The organism is Aestuariivita sp. (genome assembly GCF_021404545.1).
GTDB lineage: Bacteria > Pseudomonadota > Alphaproteobacteria > Rhodobacterales > Rhodobacteraceae > Aestuariivita.
This window is the reverse complement of sequence record NZ_JAAWWD010000050.1, coordinates 1-19,324: the sequence shown is the minus strand read 5'-3', so window position 1 is coordinate 19,324 and position 19,324 is coordinate 1. Positions and strand designations below refer to the sequence as shown.

At 62.1% G+C, this 19,324-nt stretch carries 25 protein-coding genes; 22 read left to right on the top strand and 3 right to left on the bottom strand.

The features are described from left to right. Window positions 1-157: 157 nt before the first annotated feature. Complete coding sequence (locus HEP69_RS17120; RefSeq protein ID WP_290559738.1) at window positions 158-877, top strand: M48 family metalloprotease; 720 nt, start codon at window positions 158-160, stop codon at window positions 875-877. 12 nt (window positions 878-889) lie between these two features. Here HEP69_RS17120 and HEP69_RS17115 read toward each other — a convergent pair whose 3' ends face one another. Then, window positions 890-1,213, bottom strand: a complete 324-nt coding sequence (locus HEP69_RS17115; protein WP_290559737.1) for a hypothetical protein — start codon at window positions 1,211-1,213, stop codon at window positions 890-892. Between the two features lie 214 nt (window positions 1,214-1,427). On the opposite strand from HEP69_RS17115, the gene HEP69_RS17110 reads away from it, so the two are divergent. Genes HEP69_RS17110 through HEP69_RS17100 form a run of 3 tightly spaced genes read left to right on the top strand, consistent with a single transcriptional unit; the run spans window position 1,428 to window position 2,213 of the window. Further along, the gene (locus HEP69_RS17110; protein WP_290559736.1) at window positions 1,428-1,694 is read left to right on the top strand and encodes a DUF6455 family protein; all 267 of its coding nucleotides are present in this window, start codon (window positions 1,428-1,430) and stop codon (window positions 1,692-1,694) included. Then, the gene (locus HEP69_RS17105) at window positions 1,691-1,957 is read left to right on the top strand and encodes a DUF6455 family protein (RefSeq protein ID WP_290559735.1); all 267 of its coding nucleotides are present in this window, start codon (window positions 1,691-1,693) and stop codon (window positions 1,955-1,957) included. The genes HEP69_RS17110 and HEP69_RS17105 overlap by 4 nt, the downstream gene beginning before the upstream one ends. Window position 1,958: 1 nt before the next feature. Further along, a complete protein-coding gene (locus tag HEP69_RS17100; protein ID WP_290559734.1) occupies window positions 1,959-2,213 on the top strand; it encodes a DUF6455 family protein in 255 nt (84 codons plus the stop codon). On the opposite strand, the gene HEP69_RS17095 is transcribed toward HEP69_RS17100, so the two are convergent. Beyond that, complete coding sequence (locus HEP69_RS17095; protein ID WP_290559733.1) at window positions 2,186-2,605, bottom strand: DUF393 domain-containing protein; 420 nt, start codon at window positions 2,603-2,605, stop codon at window positions 2,186-2,188. The genes HEP69_RS17100 and HEP69_RS17095 overlap by 28 nt on opposite strands. A gap of 103 nt (window positions 2,606-2,708) precedes the next feature. Here HEP69_RS17095 and HEP69_RS17090 point away from each other — a divergent pair, with 103 nt between their 5' ends. The 18 genes from HEP69_RS17090 (at window position 2,709) to HEP69_RS17005 (ending at window position 18,788) form a co-directional block, all read left to right on the top strand. Beyond that, window positions 2,709-3,071 carry a hypothetical protein gene (locus HEP69_RS17090; protein WP_290559732.1) on the top strand — a complete coding sequence of 121 codons (363 nt, stop codon included), beginning with the start codon at window positions 2,709-2,711 and terminating at the stop codon, window positions 3,069-3,071. Window positions 3,072-3,548: 477 nt separating this feature from the next. Beyond that, window positions 3,549-3,716: a hypothetical protein gene (locus HEP69_RS17085; protein ID WP_290559731.1), complete on the top strand. Its 168-nt coding sequence runs from the start codon at window positions 3,549-3,551 to the stop codon at window positions 3,714-3,716. Beyond that, window positions 3,713-3,880, top strand: a complete 168-nt coding sequence (locus tag HEP69_RS17080; RefSeq protein WP_290559730.1) for a hemin uptake protein HemP — start codon at window positions 3,713-3,715, stop codon at window positions 3,878-3,880. The genes HEP69_RS17085 and HEP69_RS17080 overlap by 4 nt, the downstream gene beginning before the upstream one ends. Before the next feature lie 8 nt (window positions 3,881-3,888). Then, window positions 3,889-4,353, top strand: coding sequence for a hypothetical protein (locus HEP69_RS17075; protein WP_290559729.1), 465 nt, complete (start codon window positions 3,889-3,891; stop codon window positions 4,351-4,353). A gap of 14 nt (window positions 4,354-4,367) precedes the next feature. Beyond that, window positions 4,368-5,639 (top strand): imelysin family protein, encoded by a 1,272-nt coding sequence (locus HEP69_RS17070; protein ID WP_290559728.1) that lies wholly within the window; start codon window positions 4,368-4,370, stop codon window positions 5,637-5,639. Window positions 5,640-5,704: 65 nt separating this feature from the next. Continuing rightward, window positions 5,705-6,718, top strand: coding sequence for a hypothetical protein (locus HEP69_RS17065; RefSeq protein WP_290559727.1), 1,014 nt, complete (start codon window positions 5,705-5,707; stop codon window positions 6,716-6,718). A gap of 48 nt (window positions 6,719-6,766) precedes the next feature. Continuing rightward, entirely contained in the window at window positions 6,767-8,308 is a 1,542-nt protein-coding gene (locus HEP69_RS17060) for a di-heme oxidoredictase family protein (RefSeq protein WP_290559726.1), read from the top strand. 1 nt (window position 8,309) lies between these two features. Further along, window positions 8,310-9,305, top strand: coding sequence for an imelysin family protein (locus tag HEP69_RS17055; RefSeq protein ID WP_290559725.1), 996 nt, complete (start codon window positions 8,310-8,312; stop codon window positions 9,303-9,305). A 2-nt stretch (window positions 9,306-9,307) separates the two neighbouring features. Next, window positions 9,308-10,384 (top strand): DUF1513 domain-containing protein, encoded by a 1,077-nt coding sequence (locus tag HEP69_RS17050; RefSeq protein ID WP_290559724.1) that lies wholly within the window; start codon window positions 9,308-9,310, stop codon window positions 10,382-10,384. A 327-nt stretch (window positions 10,385-10,711) separates the two neighbouring features. Beyond that, a complete protein-coding gene (locus tag HEP69_RS17045) occupies window positions 10,712-11,713 on the top strand; it encodes an ABC transporter substrate-binding protein (protein WP_290559723.1) in 1,002 nt (333 codons plus the stop codon). A gap of 69 nt (window positions 11,714-11,782) precedes the next feature. Then, window positions 11,783-12,571 carry an ABC transporter ATP-binding protein gene (locus HEP69_RS17040; RefSeq protein WP_290559722.1) on the top strand — a complete coding sequence of 263 codons (789 nt, stop codon included), beginning with the start codon at window positions 11,783-11,785 and terminating at the stop codon, window positions 12,569-12,571. Next, window positions 12,568-13,428, top strand: a complete 861-nt coding sequence (locus HEP69_RS17035) for an ABC transporter permease (RefSeq protein ID WP_290559721.1) — start codon at window positions 12,568-12,570, stop codon at window positions 13,426-13,428. Before HEP69_RS17040 ends, HEP69_RS17035 begins: the two co-directional genes overlap by 4 nt. Beyond that, window positions 13,428-14,693, top strand: coding sequence for a cytosine deaminase (locus HEP69_RS17030; protein ID WP_290559720.1), 1,266 nt, complete (start codon window positions 13,428-13,430; stop codon window positions 14,691-14,693). The genes HEP69_RS17035 and HEP69_RS17030 overlap by 1 nt, the downstream gene beginning before the upstream one ends. Further along, the gene (locus HEP69_RS17025) at window positions 14,690-16,090 is read left to right on the top strand and encodes an FAD-binding oxidoreductase (protein ID WP_290559719.1); all 1,401 of its coding nucleotides are present in this window, start codon (window positions 14,690-14,692) and stop codon (window positions 16,088-16,090) included. The genes HEP69_RS17030 and HEP69_RS17025 overlap by 4 nt, the downstream gene beginning before the upstream one ends. Continuing rightward, the gene (locus HEP69_RS17020; protein ID WP_290559718.1) at window positions 16,087-16,671 is read left to right on the top strand and encodes an NAD(P)H-dependent oxidoreductase; all 585 of its coding nucleotides are present in this window, start codon (window positions 16,087-16,089) and stop codon (window positions 16,669-16,671) included. The genes HEP69_RS17025 and HEP69_RS17020 overlap by 4 nt, the downstream gene beginning before the upstream one ends. After that, window positions 16,671-17,297, top strand: a complete 627-nt coding sequence (locus tag HEP69_RS17015; protein WP_290559717.1) for an NAD(P)H-dependent oxidoreductase — start codon at window positions 16,671-16,673, stop codon at window positions 17,295-17,297. The genes HEP69_RS17020 and HEP69_RS17015 overlap by 1 nt, the downstream gene beginning before the upstream one ends. Further along, window positions 17,294-18,208 carry a 2-oxoglutarate and iron-dependent oxygenase domain-containing protein gene (locus HEP69_RS17010; RefSeq protein ID WP_290559716.1) on the top strand — a complete coding sequence of 305 codons (915 nt, stop codon included), beginning with the start codon at window positions 17,294-17,296 and terminating at the stop codon, window positions 18,206-18,208. Before HEP69_RS17015 ends, HEP69_RS17010 begins: the two co-directional genes overlap by 4 nt. Window positions 18,209-18,455: 247 nt before the next feature. Continuing rightward, window positions 18,456-18,788: a transposase gene (locus HEP69_RS17005; protein WP_290559715.1), complete on the top strand. Its 333-nt coding sequence runs from the start codon at window positions 18,456-18,458 to the stop codon at window positions 18,786-18,788. A 126-nt stretch (window positions 18,789-18,914) separates the two neighbouring features. Here the strand turns inward: HEP69_RS17005 and HEP69_RS17000 are convergent, their stop codons facing one another. After that, window positions 18,915-19,208 carry a transposase gene (locus tag HEP69_RS17000; RefSeq protein ID WP_290559714.1) on the bottom strand — a complete coding sequence of 98 codons (294 nt, stop codon included), beginning with the start codon at window positions 19,206-19,208 and terminating at the stop codon, window positions 18,915-18,917. Between the last annotated feature and the right edge of the window lie 116 nt (window positions 19,209-19,324).

The following is a 19,324-nucleotide window of genomic DNA, read 5'->3' as shown; positions in this document are numbered from 1 at the left end:
ACACGCCTTTTTGTATATTTGTTTGTATGTGTGCCTCCCCCCAAATCATGGTAATACAGATCAAGCTTAAAGGGAATCCTCATAGGTTTTCGGCGGGACGCTTTATGCTAATTTATCCAAATCGGCTGACATGAAGCTGACATGAAAAGGAGATGCGATGCCCTGGGTTCTGCGATGCGCCGCCGTTGTGGCGGCCCTTGCCGTGGCGGCGTGCGATGTGGCCGCACCCCCGTCGGCTCCGGCAACTACAGGCAGCACGACGACCGAGCCAAGGCTGAGCCCCGGCGCCGCCGCGCGCGGCTTTGTCAGCGTGGTCGAGACGGTCGAGCCTGTTGCAGAACGTGAGTGTCGACGGCGCACCCAGGGGGCCAATTGCGATTTTCTGATCCTGGTCGATGACCGTCCCAACCAGCCCCCAAATGCGTTTCAGACCCGCGATGAAACCGGGCGCCCGGTTCTGGCTTTTACGCTCGCGCTGATCGCGGATGCGCGCAACACTGACGAGTTGGCTTTTGTGATGGGGCATGAGGCGGCGCATCACATCCTGGGCCATCTCGACCGGCAACAGCGCAACGCGGCCGCGGGCGCGCTGATTTTTGCCGGGCTGGCCTCGGTCACCGGTGGCACCGGCGCCGATATTCGCCAGGCGCAGGAACTGGGCGCGGTGGTGGGCGCGCGCAGCTATTCCAAGGAGTTCGAGTTGGAGGCCGATGAACTGGGCACCATTATCGCCCATCGGGCGGGCTATGACGTGTTGCGCGGGGCGGAATTCTTTGCCCGCATTCCCGATCCCGGCAACCGGTTCTTGGGCACGCACCCACCCAATGCCCAGCGGGCGACGGCCGTGCGCAATACGCTGGCCCGGATCGGCGGGTAGGGCGGCGCCGGCTCAGGGCGATGCTGTCAGGGCGTTTGACCGGGTTTGCGCGCGCTCTGCCGCGCGCCGGTGTGAAGCCCGGTTGCGCAGGCGCAAAACGATACCAAAGACCGACAGCACGATCCAGAACACCTGGATCATGGCCGATGGCAGGTTGAATTGGGTCGTCAACCCCACCAGCACGCAGGTCGCCGCCGCCATGTTCATCGCCAGGTACTGGACGCTGTCACCCGAGACCCAGCGCAGCGAAAGCGAGGTGTAGTTCAGCATATAGAGGGAGAAACCCAACAAGCCGATCACATCGGCCACACCGAGATCGAGATAAAGATGTGCCATGTGAAGTACCTGCCTTGAAATAAAGTGTCTGAAAACCGACCAAAGAAATGACGTTCAATACGCCACAGCTTAGATGCGGGTCGCTGCGCCGTCAGGTGGGGAAATCCAGACTTTGTCCCAATCGCGCCTGCGACACGCATCTTGACCTTGATCAAAGCGGGTCCCAGCCACGCTCCTATGATCCATGCTATCCGCATCTCAGGGAGCACGTGCCATGTACGACCGATCAGATTTGAAACATCACGCAGGCTTGGTGGACCGGATGGCCCAAACGGTTGGGGTTGATCTTGAGGAGGCCGTTCTTGAGGGTCGCATGGAGTTCGATGCGCTGGCCGACGCGGTGCTGCGTTGCGCGGGCTGTTCCGATCCTGGGCATTGCGCGGGCTGGCTGGACACGGCACAGCCGGGGGCCATGCCGCCGGGCTATTGCCGCAACACCGACTTGCTCAAAGCGCTTGCGGTGGAGGGGGGGCAGGCATGAAACCCCTGGGTCCCCTTATGGATCATGTCTGGCTGGCCCAACGTATGGGGCGGGCGGCTGATGTGGATCTCGGCCGGGCGTATGCCGATGGGCAGCTCACGCAAAAAGACTGGGCGGACATCGTTCAGACATGCCGTGGTTGCTCCTGGGCGCCGCAATGCGACCGTTGGCTGGCCCGGCATGACCACGAGCCGTGCGCGCCCACGACCTGCCTGAACCGCGCCCGCTTTGAAGAGTTGCGCCGCGCGCATATCGAGGCCTGAGATGGCGGTGCTGGACGGGGTGGACGCGCATTTCTGGCTGACCCGATCTGTTGCCCGTGTCGCGGGCGTGAACCTGAGCGGAGCGATGGCCAGAGCGGCGCTGAGCCCCGACCAGTATGCCGAGATGGTCGCGCGATGCGAGGCTGCGGGATGTGCTGATCGTTGTGCCGATTGGCTGGCCCAAAGCCCAACCGCGACGGAGCCTCCGCCGTTTTGCGTCCACACCGCTCAGCTCAAGGCGTTGCGGCGCGCTTGACGGCGAAGATGCCAGCGATAGATCAGCGGCGCCAACACGTAATCATAGACCGCGCAGGCCAGGAGCCTCATCCCCGGCAATCCGACGATCCGCGCCAGCACCCGATAACGCGGCATGTCCTGCCAGAGCACCAGAAAGGCCGGTATCCCCGATACCATCTGTCCGTCCTTCAGGACATAAAGCCTGCGCGCCGCCTGATCCCGGGTCAGCCCCCAGTCATCCATGTCACTGTCATTGAGGTCCTCGAACCTTAGCGGCAGTGCACGTTTTTGCGCGTAGGTCGCATAGTGGTTGATCTCAAAACTGCACACCGGGCAATCGGCATTATAGAGCACGCGTGTATCAGCGGCGGGAGGGGTCTGACTATCGGCCATATTGCACAGATAGCGCATCGACCGGACCCTGCCAGCAAGATGATGCCATCGAAAAATGCGTGACAAGAGCGGTGCGGTCCGGGGAGAATGAACGCTCACGCCATTGAGAGGGGCATACGGCATGACAGGCAAATGGACAAGGCGCGCCACAGTTGGAGCGGGCCTCGCCGCGCTGATCATCGCGGCCGACAGCGGGGCGAAGGCGCAGACCCTGAGGGACCTGACAGGCACCTACCGGGCAGAAGGGCGCAACCCCGATGGCAGCACCTATAGCGGTCAGGCGGTGATTGCGCAGCAGGGCGGCGTGGTACAGATCGCCTGGCAGGTGGGTGCCCAGTCCTACTCCGGGCAGGGCACGTTTGACGGTCGCGTCCTGTCGGTCGACTGGGGCGACACCCATCCGGTTGTCTATGTTCTGATGTCGGACGGCACTTTGCATGGCACCTGGTCAAACGGTCGCGCGCTGGAGCGGTTGAGCCGTTAGTGCCAACGCATGTCGTCTGCGGTGCATCGGATGCATTGACGCATCGTACGGCGCGGCACGTTCATCCTTGGTCGATCTTGCGGAGCTGTCAGACCGGGCGCAGGTCCCGGATTGATCCGCCGTTTGCGCAGTGCGGCCATCGGGCGCGGCGAAATGTCCGAACCAGCGCAACTGATATCCGACCGGCGGCTATCGGGGCGCGCCGGCGGAATAGGCTTCGGGGCACTCAAGGAGCCGTCTTGAACGTGGTTCAGACGTGGTTTTCCAAGCCTGTAACAGGGTTGGCTGCCATGGGGCGCGGCGCGGTTCCATGCTCTGCCATCGGGGATTCTTGGCTCAGGCGAGATCAGCCTTTCGGTCAATTCCTGACTAAACGACTCAGGTTGACATGGTTGACTGTTTCAGTCAGCTTTTAGGCGTCTAGCCACCCCGACGGCACAAGTGGGGAAGCCCGGCCCCATTTCCGGAGGTCACCAGATGCAATACCCATATCAACATACATACCCTCTGCCTGAGCCAAAGACCGAACCCAGCCCGTGCCGGTCCGAGCTTTGGGGGCTGACCGACACCGGTCGCGCCCCAGAAGTGCTGAGCCTGGAATGGCTGCTGGATCATGCGGCACAGCGTTGGGAGGCGCACCGATGACTGCGCAAATTCCCCAGCGGTTGCCCGCACACAGCGTCCCGGCTCTGCCACGCTACGACGCCACCGACCTGGTCCGGGGCGGCGATCTGGCTGAGATCATCCTGGGTGACCAGATCTACCGGCTTCGGATCACCAAATCCGGCAAGCTGATCCTGACGAAATGACCCAGACCATGTCCCAACGTGGCGCTGTTCCTGTCGGATATGTCAGCGAGCTTGGCCCGGTCGAGGCCCGCGCCGTGCTCTATCTCAGGCTCTGGTTTTCCGGCGCCGAGACGCAACAGCAGGTCTGGAATGATTTCGCATCGGCCTTGGGTCCGCACCGGGGTCGGTCCGCGCTGCATACGCTTGAAGAGCTGTGCCAGATCTGTGCGCAGCATGGCAGGCGCCCGCTGATGCGCCACCATGTGACGTGCAAATGCCTGGGCGCGGATGAGGCGTGTTTTGCCAATTTCGTGGCGGCTGCCGCAGATGGCGCGCGCGAGGATGCCATGCTGATGGCGACCCTGATCGTGCGGCCCGATCTGGCGCTCTGCATCGCCGATCTGGCCTGTGATCTGGGTCTGGCGTTGCGGCAGATGGCGGCGGTGCCCCGGGATTCATCGATAGAAAGACCAAAAACAACGACGTTGCACTAAAAGGACAGTTCAACATGCAATCAAGAGTTCTATTGCCTTGCGCATTGGCCGTCGGCCTCGGCTCGGTCGCCGCTGTGCAGGCCGAGCCTGCCAAATCGGATGTTCTGGACACCTATGCCGATATTGCTGCGGCCAAGTTCGAGGACAGCCTGATCTCTGCACGCGCGCTGCAAGACGCGGTCAATACGCTGATCGCGACCCCGTCCGCCGAGGCCCTTCAAGCCGCCAAGGCGGCGTGGATCGCGGCGCGGGTCCCCTATCAGCAATCCGAGGTTTATCGCTTTGGCAATGCGATCGTCGACGACTGGGAGGGCAAGGTGAACGCCTGGCCGCTGGATGAAGGGCTTATCGACTATGTGGATGCCTCCTATGGCGGGCCGTCTGACGAGAATGCGTTTTCGGTACTCAACGTGGTTGCCAATGCCAGTTTTGCGCTCTCTGGCGACCCCGTCGACGCGGCACAGATCACGCCCGTGCTCCTGGCCGAGACGCTGCATGAGGCGGATGGGATCGAGGCCAATGTCGCTACTGGCTATCACGCGGTCGAGTTTCTGCTCTGGGGGCAGGATCTGAACGGGCATGGCCCCGGCGCGGGCGGTCGGCCCTGGACCGATTATGCGCCTGGCGCGGCTTGCACCGGCGGTAACTGCGACCGGCGGGCCGAGTACCTGCGTGCGGCCACCGATCTGCTGGTCAGCGATCTTGACTGGATGGCGGCGCAATGGGTCGATGGTGGGGCCGCGCGGGCACAGCTGATGACGGATGAGACGGCCGGCATTGCCGCAATCCTGACCGGTATGGGCTCCCTCTCATATGGCGAGCAGGCAGGCGAGCGGATGCGCCTGGGCCTGATGCTGAACGATCCCGAGGAGGAGCATGATTGCTTTTCCGACAATACCCACAACAGCCATTACTATAACGGTATTGGTATTCAGAACGTCTATCTTGGCGAATATGTCCGGATCGATGGCACGCTGGTTTCGGGTCCGTCCCTGTCGGATCTGGTCACGGCCACCGATCCGGCGCTGGATACCGAGATGCGCGGCGCGCTCTCGACCACGGTCATGGCGCTGGGCCGGATCAAGACAGCGGCCGAGGCGGGCTTTGCCTATGACATGATGCTTGAGCGCGGCAACACCGCCGGAGAAGCGCTGATCATGGGAGGCGTAGAGGGATTGATCGACCAGACCCGGAGCATCGAACGGGTGGTCGCGGTTCTGGGCGCCGACGCGATCGAGTTCGAGGGGTCAGACAGCCTCGATAACCCCAGCGCCGTCTTTGAGTAAACCAAACCAAACAAACCTGCATCACCAGCCGCCGCCAGACTGCACCACAGACAAAAAGAGACGTCATGACGAATGGATCCATACGCGCTCTGGCGGCGCTTTCCCTCATCGCGGTTTCCGGTCGCGCTTATGCACAGGACACCGGGTTCACATGGGAGCTGGAGCTGGAGCTCGGCAACGAACAGACATACGAGTCCGACAACCCGGCCAATGAAATCCGCGATACCTTTGCAACGGTCACCTTCGGAGCCACCTATACGTTCGCCAACGGGCTCGCGCTTTTTTCGACGCTTGTTGGTGAATCGGTTACCGATCCGATTGCCGACCGCAGCTTTGACGATCTTGGCCTTTACGCAGAGGAGTTAGGCGTCCGGTTCGGCGCAGGTCCGGCTACCTTCACCTTGGGGAAGACGGCGCCTGTCTTTGGCACGGCCTGGGACAATGCCGCCGGATACTTCGGCGATGCGCTGGCAGAAGACTATGAACTGGTCGAACAGATCAGCCTTCTGGCCGATATCGCGGTGGGCGAGACCGGAACCTTGTCATTCGGTGTGTTCTATGCCGATGAAACCAACCTCAGCAGGTCCATCGGGTTTGACCGGGGCCGCAACGACAGCGCCGCAGGCGGCGCCGGAAACACCGGCCAGTTTGATAATTTCGCGGTGCAATGGACCCAGGAGCTGGGCGACACCTACTATCACGTCGGCGCGCGTTTCTTGTCCGAAGGGGCGGGAGATGTGGATGATGAGACAGGGGTTGTCGCAGGGGTCGGCCATTCCCTGGATACCGGGATCGATCTTTTTGCCGAGCTGGCGGCGTTTCAGAATTTTGGCGGCGGGGCTGAGGATGCGACATTTGCCACATTGAACGCAGCCTACGGCCTCGGACAGGTGACCTTGTCGGGCACCTATGCGCGGCGCGATCTGGACATGGCGGGCGTGACCGATCTGATCTCGATCGGCGCGGACTATGAGGTGATGGATGGTCTGGTGATCGGCGGTGCGCTCGCGCATGTCGACGATGCCGGGGTGACCGATCAGGTGCTGGGTGTGAACCTGGTGTGGACATTGGGAAGCTGACATCGGCGCGACAGGGCGTTTGGATGTGCAAAGGGGAGGGTGAATACTATGGTGAGGACGGTGCGGTCGATATGCTACAAAACCTGGCGCGGTCTCGCTTTGGTCCTTCTGACAGGGTCGGTCGGCTTAGCCGATCCATTGCAGGAGCCGCATCTCAACATCGTGCCCAGAACGGCGGAGGAGGCGGCACGGGTCGCCGCCGTCACCGCGCCTGCAACCTCCTTCGACGCCCCGCAACGGTTCGAGGAGATGTCAGCAGGAGCCGCGACCGTCCGGGTCACGCCGGATGCGAACGCCTTTTCACAACCCTCGGGCAATATTGCCTTTGAGGATGAGCTGGACTTCAAGGTTGGCAACGGTCTTTTCCGCAAGCTTTGGGTGTCGTCGCCGTCCTCTACGCTCGCGTCCGACGGTCTGGGCCCGCTGTTTAACGCGCGCTCCTGTCAGCGCTGCCATCTCAAGGACGGGCGCGGGCATCCGCCCCAGGGACCGGACGACAACGCAATCTCGATGTTTCTGAGGGTGTCCATTCCTGGCACGCCGGAGGATGCGGTGGCCGGGATCGCGGATTACCTGCCCACCCGTCCTGACCCCACCTATGGCACGCAGCTTCAGGATTTCAGTCTTGCGGGCCATGCGGCCGAATATGAGCTGCGCATCGACTATGAAGAGATCGAGGTGCCGCTTTCAGGCGGAGAGGTCACGTGGCTGCGCCAGCCCACCTATACCGCCGCCGAGCTTGGTTATGGTCCGCTGCATCCGCAGGCGATGCTCAGCCCGCGCATCGCACCTCAGATGATCGGTCTAGGGCTTTTGGAGGCGATACCAGCGGCGGATATCCTTGCAGGCGCCGATCCGGACGATTTGGATGGTGACGGCATCTCGGGCCGGGCCAATATTGTGTGGTCGGTGGAGTACGACCAGCCCATGTTGGGCCGGTTCGGGCTCAAGGCCGGGACGCCCACGGTTCGACATCAGAGCGCCGGAGCCTTTGCCGGGGATATCGGCATTTCGAACCCGCTTTTTCCGGCGCCTTGGGGCGAATGCACCCAAGAGCAGACGTCATGCCGCGCGGCCCCTCATGGTGACGGGGATCTCAGGCGGTTTGAGATTGATGAGGTGGGTCTTGATCTTGTCACCTTCTACAGCCGCAACCTGGCGGTCCCCGCGCGGCGTGATGTGGGCGATCCACAGGTCTTGCGTGGCAAGGAAGTGTTCTACACCACCAACTGCGTCGCATGTCATACGCCGTCTTTCGTGACCCACCGATTGGAGGGTCAGCCCGAACAGAGCTTTCAGCTGATCTGGCCCTATACCGATATGCTGTTGCACGATATGGGGCCAGGTCTGGCCGATGACCGCCCCGAAGCGCGGGCAACAGGGCGTGAATGGCGGACCCCGCCGCTCTGGGGGATAGGGCTGACGCAGCAGGTGTCGGGCCATACCTTTTTTCTGCATGACGGTCGGGCGCGATCGCTGCTTGAGGCCGTGCTTTGGCATGGTGGCGAGGCGCAGGCCCAGCGCGATACGGTGGTCGAGATGCCGCCCGAGGATCGCGCGGCACTGATCCGCTTTCTTGAAAGCCTCTGAGATGTTGAGGCGCCTTGCCGCTCTTTTGGTTTTGGGTGTGGTCCCGGCCTCGGCCGAGACATCCGATATCTCTGCAATCCTCGATGGGCATGTGATGCCCGGCTATCAGACGCTGGCAGCCCAAGCCGAGGGGCTGGCCAGCGCAGCGCAGGAAGATTGCCGACCTGATGCGCCCGGGCTTCGCACGGCCTATCACGCGGCGTTCGATGCCTGGGTCGGGGTCAGCCATTTGCGGTTTGGCCCGTCCGAAACCGAGGACCGCGCCTTTGCCCTGGCCTTTTGGCCTGACAGCCGCGGCGCAACCCCCCGAGCGGTACGAGACCTGATTGTGCAGAGCGATCCCGTGGCCGATACGCTGGCCGGTTTTCAGACCGTCTCGATCGCGGCGCGTGGCTTCTATGCGCTGGAGTTCATGCTCTTTGACCCGGCTTTCGTGCAGGCGGGAGAGGGCGCGTATCGATGTGGCCTCGTTCAGGTGATGTCGGCGGATATCGCAGCCAATGCGCAGGCCATCCTGACCGGATGGGAAGGTGGTTACGCCGACCTGATGCGACAGGCCGGTGCGAACGAGACCTTCCGCGACCGAAATGAGGCCATCCGCCAGATCTTCACCGCGCTATCGACCGGGTTGGAGTTCACCGCACAGACCCGGCTGGGCCGTCCGATGGGCACGTTTGAGCGGCCCCGCCCGATGCGTGCCGAGGCGCGCCGCTCGGGCCGGTCGCTGCGCCATGTGATGCTGAGCCTGCTTGCAACGCGGGACCTGACGGCGCTGCTGTCGGACGGCGATCCGGACCTTGATGCCGCCTTCGCGCGCGCGCTCGATCTGGCGGAGCGGATGGACGATCCGGTCTTTGCCGGTGTGAGCACGCCGCAAGGGCGTTTTGAGGTCGAGGCGCTGCAAAGCGCCATCGACGATATCCGCCGCAAAGTGGCACAGGATCTTGGGCCGCGCCTGGGCATCGCCGCTGGATTCAACGCCCTGGACGGGGACTGATCGTGACGGATCGCAGAACCTTCATCGCTGGTCTGCTTGCGACGGGGCTTGTCCCCACCCTGACATGGGCCGATGCGGGCAGTCCGGCGTTTGTCTCCGCAGCGCGCAGGGCGGACGGCTCATTCGGGCTCTGCGGTCTGTCCACCACTGGCCAGATCGTCTTTGAGTGCGCCTTGCCGGGTCGCGGCCACGCGGCCGCCTGCCACCCGATCCAGCCCGAGGTGGTGGCCTTTGCCCGCCGTCCGGGCACCTTTGCCGTGGTCGTCAACTGCGTGTACCGGCGGGAGAGCGCCCGGCTGACGGCTCCCGATGGGCGGCACTTTTATGGTCACGGCGTGTTTTCGGGTGATGGCACACTGCTCTACACGACCGAGAACGACTATGACGCGGCGCGCGGTATGGTTGGCATCTGGGACGTCTCGCGGGGCTATGCCCGTATGGGCGAGGTCCCGTCGGGCGGCGTCGGCCCGCACGACATTCGTCTGATGCCGGATGGACAGACCCTGGTTGTGGCCAATGGCGGGATCGAAACCCATCCCGATACCGGTCGGACCAAGCTGAACCTGCACGCGATGCGGTCTAATCTGAGCTATCTCGATGCGCTGGGCCAGGTGGCGGATCAATTGGATCTGGGAGAGCTGTATCGTCGGCACTCGATCCGTCATCTTGCCGTGGGATCGGATGGGCGTGTGGCATTTGCCATGCAATGGCAGGGCGACAGCGCCGCCCGGCCGCCCGTTCTGGGCCTGCATCATCGCGGCGGTCAAAGTGGGCTGTTCGACGCGGGCGCCCAATCGCGGGCCGAAATGCGCGGCTATGCAGGCAGTGTCGCCATCGCACCGGTGGGCCATGCCATTGCAGTGACCTCCCCTCGGGGAGGCGTTTGCCAGATCTTTGGCAAGGGTGCGTTTCAGGAACACCGATTGCCCGATGTCTGCGGGGTGGCTGGGCTGAATGAAGGGTTCATGATGACAGCAGGAACTGGCCGGGTCCTCTATCGCGACCGCGACGGCATGGGCTGGGACGTGCAACATGCCTGTGCCTGGGACAATCATCTGATCTCCTTACCTGCCATTTGAGGGGCCGCCCCCGTTGATCCGCCTATCATCCAGATCAGGCGGGATGGCGGCACAGGCACCGCGCACTGTCTTGACCGCTGAGGCGGTCGTGCTCCTTTCTGCGCAGTCCGCCAGGCGTGGGAGATCTGAGAGGCGCTCCTGACATCGCGGCCCCGCTGCAACTGCTGTGACCTTGCGCGTTTTCTTGGCATGGATGAAAAAAGCGCCGGATTTTTGGGCGACGGGGCTTGCGCCCGGGAGGGAATCCGCCACGCTGTTTGCTGACGCTCTGGTCGCGCGCCGCTGCTGACACATCTGGTAGCGCATCATGATAGCAAGGAGGTGGGAATGTCCCTCAACAGATCAATCGCCGCAGCCGTCGCCCTGACGGTGACCGCAGGGCTGGCGCAGGCCGAGACCACAAAGGTCGTTTTCGGCACCAACTGGCTGGCACAGGCCGAGCATGGCGGGTTCTATCAGTCCGTGGCCGATGGCACCTATGAGGCCTGTGGGCTTGAGGTCGAGATCATGACCGGCGGCCCACAAGTCAACAACCGTGCGCTGATGCTGGCGGGGCGGATGGATTTCCATATGGGCGGCGACATGCTTCAGGCCTTCAACATGGCCGAGCAGAACATCCCCGTTGTGATGGTGGGTGCAACGTTCCAGAAACACCCGCAGGTGATCCTGGCCCACCCCGGCAAGGCCGAGACATTCGAGGATCTCAAGGACCTCACCCTGTTGATCGGCGACAATGGGTTCACATCCTATTACCAGTGGATGATCGCAGAATACGGGTTCACTGTCGAACAGCGCGAACCCTACACCTTCAACCCCGCGCCGTTCATCGCGGATGAGTCCAAGGGTATGCAGGGATATCTGTCGTCCGAGCCCTATGCGGTTCTGAGCGAGGCGGGGATAGAGGCGGATGTGTTCCTTATCGCGGATGCGGGTTTCTCCTCCTATGCCACCACGATCGAGACCATGGCGGCCACCATCGAAGAGCGCCCTGAAGTTGTGAAATGCTTTGTCGAGGGGTCGGCCAAGGGCTGGTACAATTTCCTCTACGGCGACAACTCGGCGGCGCGTGACCTGATCAAGGCAGACAACCCCGATATGTCGGATGACAAGATGGACTATGCCATCGAGAAAATGCTGGATTGGGGTATCGTGGACAGTGGCGATGCGCTGGAAAAAGGCATCATGGCGATCAACCCCGAGATTGTGCAGGATTTCTATGACAAGATGGTCGCGGCTGGCGTGGTGCCCGAAGGGATCGACATCGCTTCGATCTATACCACCCAATTCGTGAATCAGGGCGTTGGCATGGATCTCAAGCCCGGCAATTGAGGCCCGTGACACTCAGAACCGGGGCGGCCGGGCCAGGCCGCCCCCGTTGACGTGAAGGAGACACCGCGCATGTCAATTTCCCCCGCGCCCCTTGGTTCGCGCGCCGAAGTCCTGCGGATCGAAGGTGTCGACAAGGTGTTTGGCGGCACGGTGGTTGCGCTCAAAGGGCTATCGCTGACGGTGAATGGCGGCGATTTTATCTCACTGCTGGGGCCATCCGGATGCGGCAAATCCACCGCGCTGCGCCTGATCGCCGATCTGATCCATCCCACACGGGGGCGCATCACCTGGTCGGGCGGGCAGGCGGCGGGTGACCTGGGCGTGGTCTTTCAGGAGCCCACGTTGATGCCCTGGGCGACGGTGGCACAGAACGTATGGCTGCCATTCCGCTTGCGGGGCAAATCCTATGCCTCGGTCAAGGATGACATTCTTGAGGCCTTGAAACTGGTCGGGCTGGAGAGGTTCCAGAACGCATACCCACGTGAGCTGTCGGGAGGCATGAAAATGCGCGTCTCCATCGCGCGGGCCATGGTGACCAAGCCGCGCCTGATCTTGATGGACGAACCTTTTGCCGCACTGGACGAGATCACGCGGTTTCGGCTCAACAACGACCTTCTTGCGCTCAAGGACAAGATCGGCTGCACGGTGATTTTTGTCACCCATTCGGTGTTTGAGTCGGTGTTTCTGTCGGACCGGATCGTTGTCATGGCCGCGCGCCCGGGTCGGGTGATCCGGGAGTTGACTGTGGATGCACCCTATCCGCGGGACGAGGATTTTCGCACGTCACCCGAATATGCCGCCCATTGCCGCGCCGCATCCGATGCGTTGCACGAGGCGATGGAGGGCGAGGCCGCATGAGCATTGTCGAGGAAAACACAAGCGCCGTCTCAGATGTCGATGACGAAGAACTGCGCCGCCGCCGCGCCCGCAAGATCGACAAGATCGGCAAATGGACATTGCCGGTGGTGGTACTGGTCATCACACTTTTCTTTTGGGACAGGCTGGTCGTCTGGAACGAGATCCCGCATTACATCCTGCCGGGACCCGGCCTGGTGTTCAGCACGCTGGTTGCGGACTGGCCAATCCTTTTTGATGCGCTTTTGGTCACGCTCCAGATCACGCTGATGGCCTTGGCCGTCGCTGTGATTGGAGGGGTCGGGCTGGCTGTCCTCTTCACCCAAAGCCGCTGGATGGAGATGTCGTTCTATCCCTATGCGGTCATCTTGCAAGTGACCCCGATCGTGGCGATCGCGCCCTTGATCTTTATCTATGTCGACAGCCGGATTGCTGGGCTTTTGCTCTGTGCCTGGCTGGTGGCGTTCTTTCCGGTGCTGTCGAATACGACGCTGGGTCTGAATTCGGCTGATCACAACCTGCGCGATCTATTTCGTATCTATGGCGCGACGCGCTGGCAAACGCTGCGGTTTTTGCAATTGCCGTCGGCTCTGCCCTATTTCCTGGGCGGTTTGCGGATCGCAGGCGGGCTCAGCCTGATTGGCGCGGTGGTCGCCGAATACGTGGCCGGGACCGGTGGTATTGGTTCGGGCCTTGCATTCCGCATTCTCGAGGCGGGCTACAGGCTGAACATCCCGCGCATGTTTGCCGCCCTCATTTTGATCGCGGTCACCGGTGTCGTAATCTTTGCCGGGCTCAGCTTCATCAGTCATTTGTTGTTGCGCAAATGGCATGAGAGCGCGCTCAAGCGGGAGGGATGATGGATTTCACGACGCTTCCGCGTGTGCCGGTCCGGCTGGAGAACGTGACCGTCCCGGGCTGGCTGCTGGACCGGTCCGACGATCTGGTGCGCATCTCGATCTCTCTGGATGGCGACCGCATCGTTGCCGAAGGCGGGACGCCGGTCGATATGGGCGGTGCGATGCTTTTGCCCACTTTTACCGACATGCACACCCATCTGGACAAGGGCCATATCTGGGACCGGGCGCCCAATCCAGATGGCAGTTTTCAGGGCGCGCTGGAGACGGTGGGCACGGATCGCGCCGCCAATTGGTCAGCCGATGACATACGCACGCGGATGGCGTTCGGCCTGCGTTGCGCATTCGCTTATGGCACGTCTGGTATTCGCACCCATCTGGACAGCATTCCGCCGCAAGACGATATCAGCTGGCCCATCTTTGCCGAGTTGCGTACCGATTGGGCAGGCCGGATCGATCTGCAAGCGGCCTGCCTGATTGGGGTCGACCGGATGGATCTGAGTGGCGCCTTCGCGCATACGGCTGATCTGGTGGCTGAACACAAAGGCACCCTTGGCATGGTGACCTACCCGATCGCCGATCTGCGCGACCGGCTGCGCGGCTTCTTCCAACTGGCCGCCGACCGGGGCCTTTCCGCCGATTTCCACGCCGACGAGACGATGGACCCGCAGGCCGAGACCCTGCGCGCCATTGCCGAGGTCGCGATCGAGGAACGGTTCGACGCGCCCATCGTTGTGGGCCATTGCTGCTCTCTGTCCACCCAGGATGAGGCGCGCGCGATGGACACGCTGGATCTGGTGGCCAAGGCCGGTCTGCACATCGTCTCGCTGCCGATGTGCAATCTTTATCTGCAAGACCGCCAATCCGGCCGCACGCCGCGCGGGCGGGGGATCACCTTGGTGCATGAGATGAAGGCGCGGGGGATCAATGTGTCCTTCGCCTCCGACAACACGCGCGATCCGTTCTACGCCTATGGCGATCTCGACATGATCGAGGTGATGCGCCAGGCGACGCGCATCGGGCATCTGGACCATTCCGATGCCGATTGGAGCCGGGCGTTCCTGTCGAACCCGGCTGCCGCATGTGGCTTTGCGCCGCCGTCGCTGGACCCCGGCGCGCCCGCCGATCTGGTGATCTGCAAGGCCCGGTCCTGGACCGAGCTCTTCGCGCGCCCGCAATCGGACCGCGTCGTGCTGCGCGCCGGTCAGCAGATCGACCGGAGCGTGCCCGACTATTCCGAGCTTGACCATTTGATGAGGACCGCATGAGCCCCGATACCGCCGCCGCCAAAGCCGCCCTGTCCCATCTCGATATCGAAGAGAGCGACAGCGCGATCCGCGCCAAAAGCCGCGATTTCTTTTGGTACTCGCCCGTTCTGAAATCCCGTCTGGATCATGTCACGGCGGATTTCGTCGTCTCACCCCGCAATGAGGCCGAGGTGATCGAGGTTCTGAAAACCTGCTACGTTCATGATGTGCCAGTCACCACGCGGGGCGCGGGCACCGGCAATTACGGGCAAGCCATGCCGCTGGAAGGGGGATGTGTGATGCACCTGCACCATATGGCCGCCGTGAAAGAGGTTCATCCGGGCCGCGTTATCGTTGAGCCGGGCTGTCTGCTCAAGGATCTCGACGCGCAATGCATCGCGCAGTCGGGCCAGGAGATCCGCATGTTCAGCTCAACCTGGGCCACCGCCACCATCGGCGGGTTCATCGCCGGGGGATCGGGCGGGGTCGGCTCGTGCACCTGGGGATCGCTGCGCGATCTGGGCAATATCATCCGCCTGCGCGTGGTGACGATGGAAGAAGAGCCGCGCGTGCTGGAGTTCCGCGGCGAGGAGCTGGCGCGGGTCAGCCACGCCTATGGCACCAACGGCATCATCACCGAAATCGAGATGCCGCTGGCCCCCGCCTATGACTGGGTCGAGCTTTTCGTGGCCTTCGACGATTTTACCCCGGCCATGGAATTTGCCGAGGAACTGGCCAATGAGGACGGCATCCTGATCAAGCTGGCCACGGTGTTCGAAGCGCCGATTGCGCATGACTATTTCCAGCGAGTCAAACCGCATGTTGCGCCAGGCACGCATGTGGTCGCCCTGATGGTGGCGCCGCAGTCGATGGACGGGTTCGACACCTTCACCGCGCGCCGTGCGGGTGCGCGGGTCATCTACCGCTCGGGGGACACCAACTGGGATCGCAACCCGGGCCGTGTGTTTGAATATGGCTGGAACCACACCACGCTGCGCGCGCTGAAGGTGGATCCGTCGATCACCTATTTGCAGGTGCGCTATGGATACCCTGAACACCGTGCATTGATCGAGAAAATGCGCGCCGAGTTCTCGCCCGAGGTCCTGCAACATCTCGAAGTGCTGCGCGAGGGCGGCAAGGTGATGTTCGCGGGCCTCTCTCTGGTGAAATTCACGAGCGAAGAGCGGCTCGATGAGATCATCCGGCTGCATGAGGACGCAGGCGCGATGATCTTTAACCCCCACCGCTATACGCTGGAGGAAGGCGGGCGGCAGACCGTCGATGACAGGCAATTGCGCTTCAAGCAGGAGGCCGATCCCAAGGGCCTGCTGAACCCCGGCAAGATGATCGCCTGGGACGATCCCGACTGGGACTACAGCGGTATGTATGCCTATCCCAAGATGCAGGCCGCCGAATGAGCCGGGCGCTGGTTCTGTTCGCACATCCCTGCGAAGAGAGCTTTTCCCAGGCCCTTTATGAGACAACTTGCGAGGCGCTTACCGGCGCGGGATGGGAGGTCGATGCCCTCGACCTTTACAAGGACGGGTTCGATCCGGTCATGACGGCATCCGAACGGCGCGCGTATCATGATCAGGACAGCAACACCGCCCCGGTTGCCGACTATACGGTGCGTTTACAGGCGGCGGAGGCATTGGTGATGGTCTTTCCGGTGTGGAATTTCGGATATCCGGCGATTCTCAAAGGCTTCATCGACCGGGTTTTCCTACCGGGCGTGTCTTTTGTCCTTCAGGACGGCCTGCTTCAACCGAAATTGCATAATATCAAACGGTTGGCGGCCGTGACCACCTATGGCGGCACCCGCATGCGCGCCTTAATGTGCGGTGACCCGCCGCGCAAGTCGGTTACCCGTCATATCCGAGCGGTGCTGCACCCGGGCGCGCGCACGCGGTACATGGCGCTTTACGACATGAACCGCGCCACCGAGATCGAGCGCCGCAATTTCCGTCGCCTGGTCGCGCAACAGCTGGGCAGGCTCTGATGCGGGCGCTTGTGATATATTGCCACCCGCGGTCCGAGAGCTTTACCGCCGCGGTGCGCGACGTCGTGCTGGACCGGCTGGCGGCGGCAGGGGCCGAGACGCGCGTGCAGGATCTTTACGCCATGGGGTTCGATCCGGTGATGGGCGGGCCCGAGCATCGCGATTACGAGGATGAAACGCGCAACCGCCAGCTCGTCGCGGTCGAGCTGGAGGATCTGATCTGGTGCGACACGCTGATCTTTGTCTATCCAACCTGGTGGTACGGCCTGCCTGCGATGCTCAAAGGCTGGCTTGACCGGGTATTGGTGCCTGGGGTGGCCTTCCTGATGCCGGATGCACAGAACGCTGACATCCGACCGGGTCTGGGCCATATCACCCGGCTGGCGGTGTTTACGACCTGTGGCGCCAGTTGGTGGCTTACGCGGCTGATCGGGGCGCCTGGTCGGCGCACGATTCTGCGGGGTGTGCATCTGCTCTGTGCGCGGCGGTGCAAACGGATCTTTGCCGCGCATTACCTGATGGACAGCTCAACCCCCGACAGCCGCGCTGCCCATCTGAGCAGGGTCGGTGCCAAGGTGGATCGTCTGACGGGCGGGCCGGTGGCACGACAGGAGGTACCGCAATGATCCCGATCCTCGATTGGCGCGACTATGCCGCCACACCCGAGGCGTTTTCCGGCGCGCTTGGGGTGGCCTGCCGTGACCCCGGCTTCTTCCTGCTCACCGGGCATGGGGTCGACCCGGACCTGATCCGCACGGTCTTTGCGCAAGGACAGAGGTTTTTCGCCCTGCCGGACGCGCAAAAGGCGCCTCTCTCGATCCTCAAGAACCCGCACAATCGGGGTTGGGCCGCCGAAGGGACCGAGTCTTTGGATGACACGTCTGGCCAATTGGATCGCAAACAGGCCTTTAACATCGGATATGATTTGTCAGCCGACGATCCAAGTGTTGTGGCCGCCGAGCCGTTCCGGGGTGTGAATGTCTGGCCTGAGATCCCCGGATTTCGAAAGGCCATGCTGGAATATTATGAAGGCGTCTGGTCACTAGGGCGGTCCCTGCATCAGGCGTTCGCGCGGGATCTGAAGCTGCCGCCGCGCTATTTCGAGCGCTATTTCGATGCGCCGATGGCGACTTTGCGCCTGCTCAGCTATCCGCCGGGCACTGGCGCTGAGGGAGAGATCGGGGCCGGGGCACATACCGATTATGGTTCGATCACACTTCTGATGACGGATGGAGAGGCCGGGCTGCAAGTGCGCCCGCGCGGCGGCGACTGGACCTTTGTGCCCCATGTAGAGGGCGCTTTCATCGTCAATATCGGCGATTGCCTGATGCGCTGGACCAATGACATTTACGCGTCGACCCCACATCGTGTGCTGCCGCCCAAACGCGCGCGGCAATCTGTGGCGTTCTTCCTAGACCCTAACCCGGATGCGGTCATCGAAGCGCTGCCCGGAACCGGTGCGCCGAAATACGCTGCCATCAGCGGCGCCGATTACCTGCGCGGTCGTCTGGATGCGACCTATACACCGGCAGGCTAGTGCGACCCCGACCCCAGTGATCCGCCCGGCCCCCTTTGCGGACATACGGTTTTTCTGCGTCACGCTTTGCAGAAGAATTGGAATCAAAACTAACTAAATAGGGGGATTTTAGGTATGGCATGGGGATCATTTTTGACCAGTCTTGCAGGACGCGGTGCTCCGTCGGGACCAGCAGGTGGTTTAGCAGGTACTGCCTGGAGCTGTATTTCCCCCGGACTGATGGACACTTTTCACTTGATGAAGGAGAGTGTTTTTTACGCCGCGAACACGGAACCGGTACGCTGCGGAATTCAGCGAGCAGATGGTCGCGCTGGTGCGAGCCGAGCGCAGTGTTGAACGTCTGGCGCGGGAGTATGAGCCTTGCGCCGCGACGATCCACGAGTGGGTCAGGCAGGCCGCTACCGATGATGGCAACGACCCAAGCAGCCTGACCCGCGAAGACCGTGACGAGCTGCATCAGCTTCGCCGCGAGGTCAAGCAACTCCGACAGGAGCGAGACATCTTGTCAAAGGGTTGTCCATTGATGGCGCCATTGGTCCGAGCCCAATGGACGACGCCTGGTTTGCACAAAACGACGTGACATCGCGCCCTCTCATCGTTCGCAAGCGAACGACTGCCGGGTGACAGAGCTCTTCGCGTTCATGACTGCAAATCAGGCCGAGTATTCTGTCCAGATGATGCCACCCACGCTAGGGGTGTCCCGTCTTTAACTTGAGACATATCCGGCAGCCTTGAAGTAGTTCCAGCACTCTTGAGGCGAGTCGAGATTGCAGACTTCGGTGATGGCGCCGAACATCTCGTTGAATGTCCGCGCACCGATACGCCCGAGGTGTGCCTTTAGCCTAGAGAATGTCATTTCGATTGGGTTCAGACCGGGGGAATACGGCGGTAGGAACAGGAACCAGCATCCGGCATCTCGCATCGCTTTGGCAGCAGTTGCATTCTTGTGAGTAGCGAGGTTATCCAGAATGACCACAGTGCCGGGGGTCAGTTCTGGCACCAGCACCTTCTCGCCATAAACCCCGAAGGCTGGCCCATCTTTTACCGCCAGGGACTTTTTGACAAAAAATTACTGGAGGGACACGCCCCCTTTATCCCCCAACGCGGCGACAGATG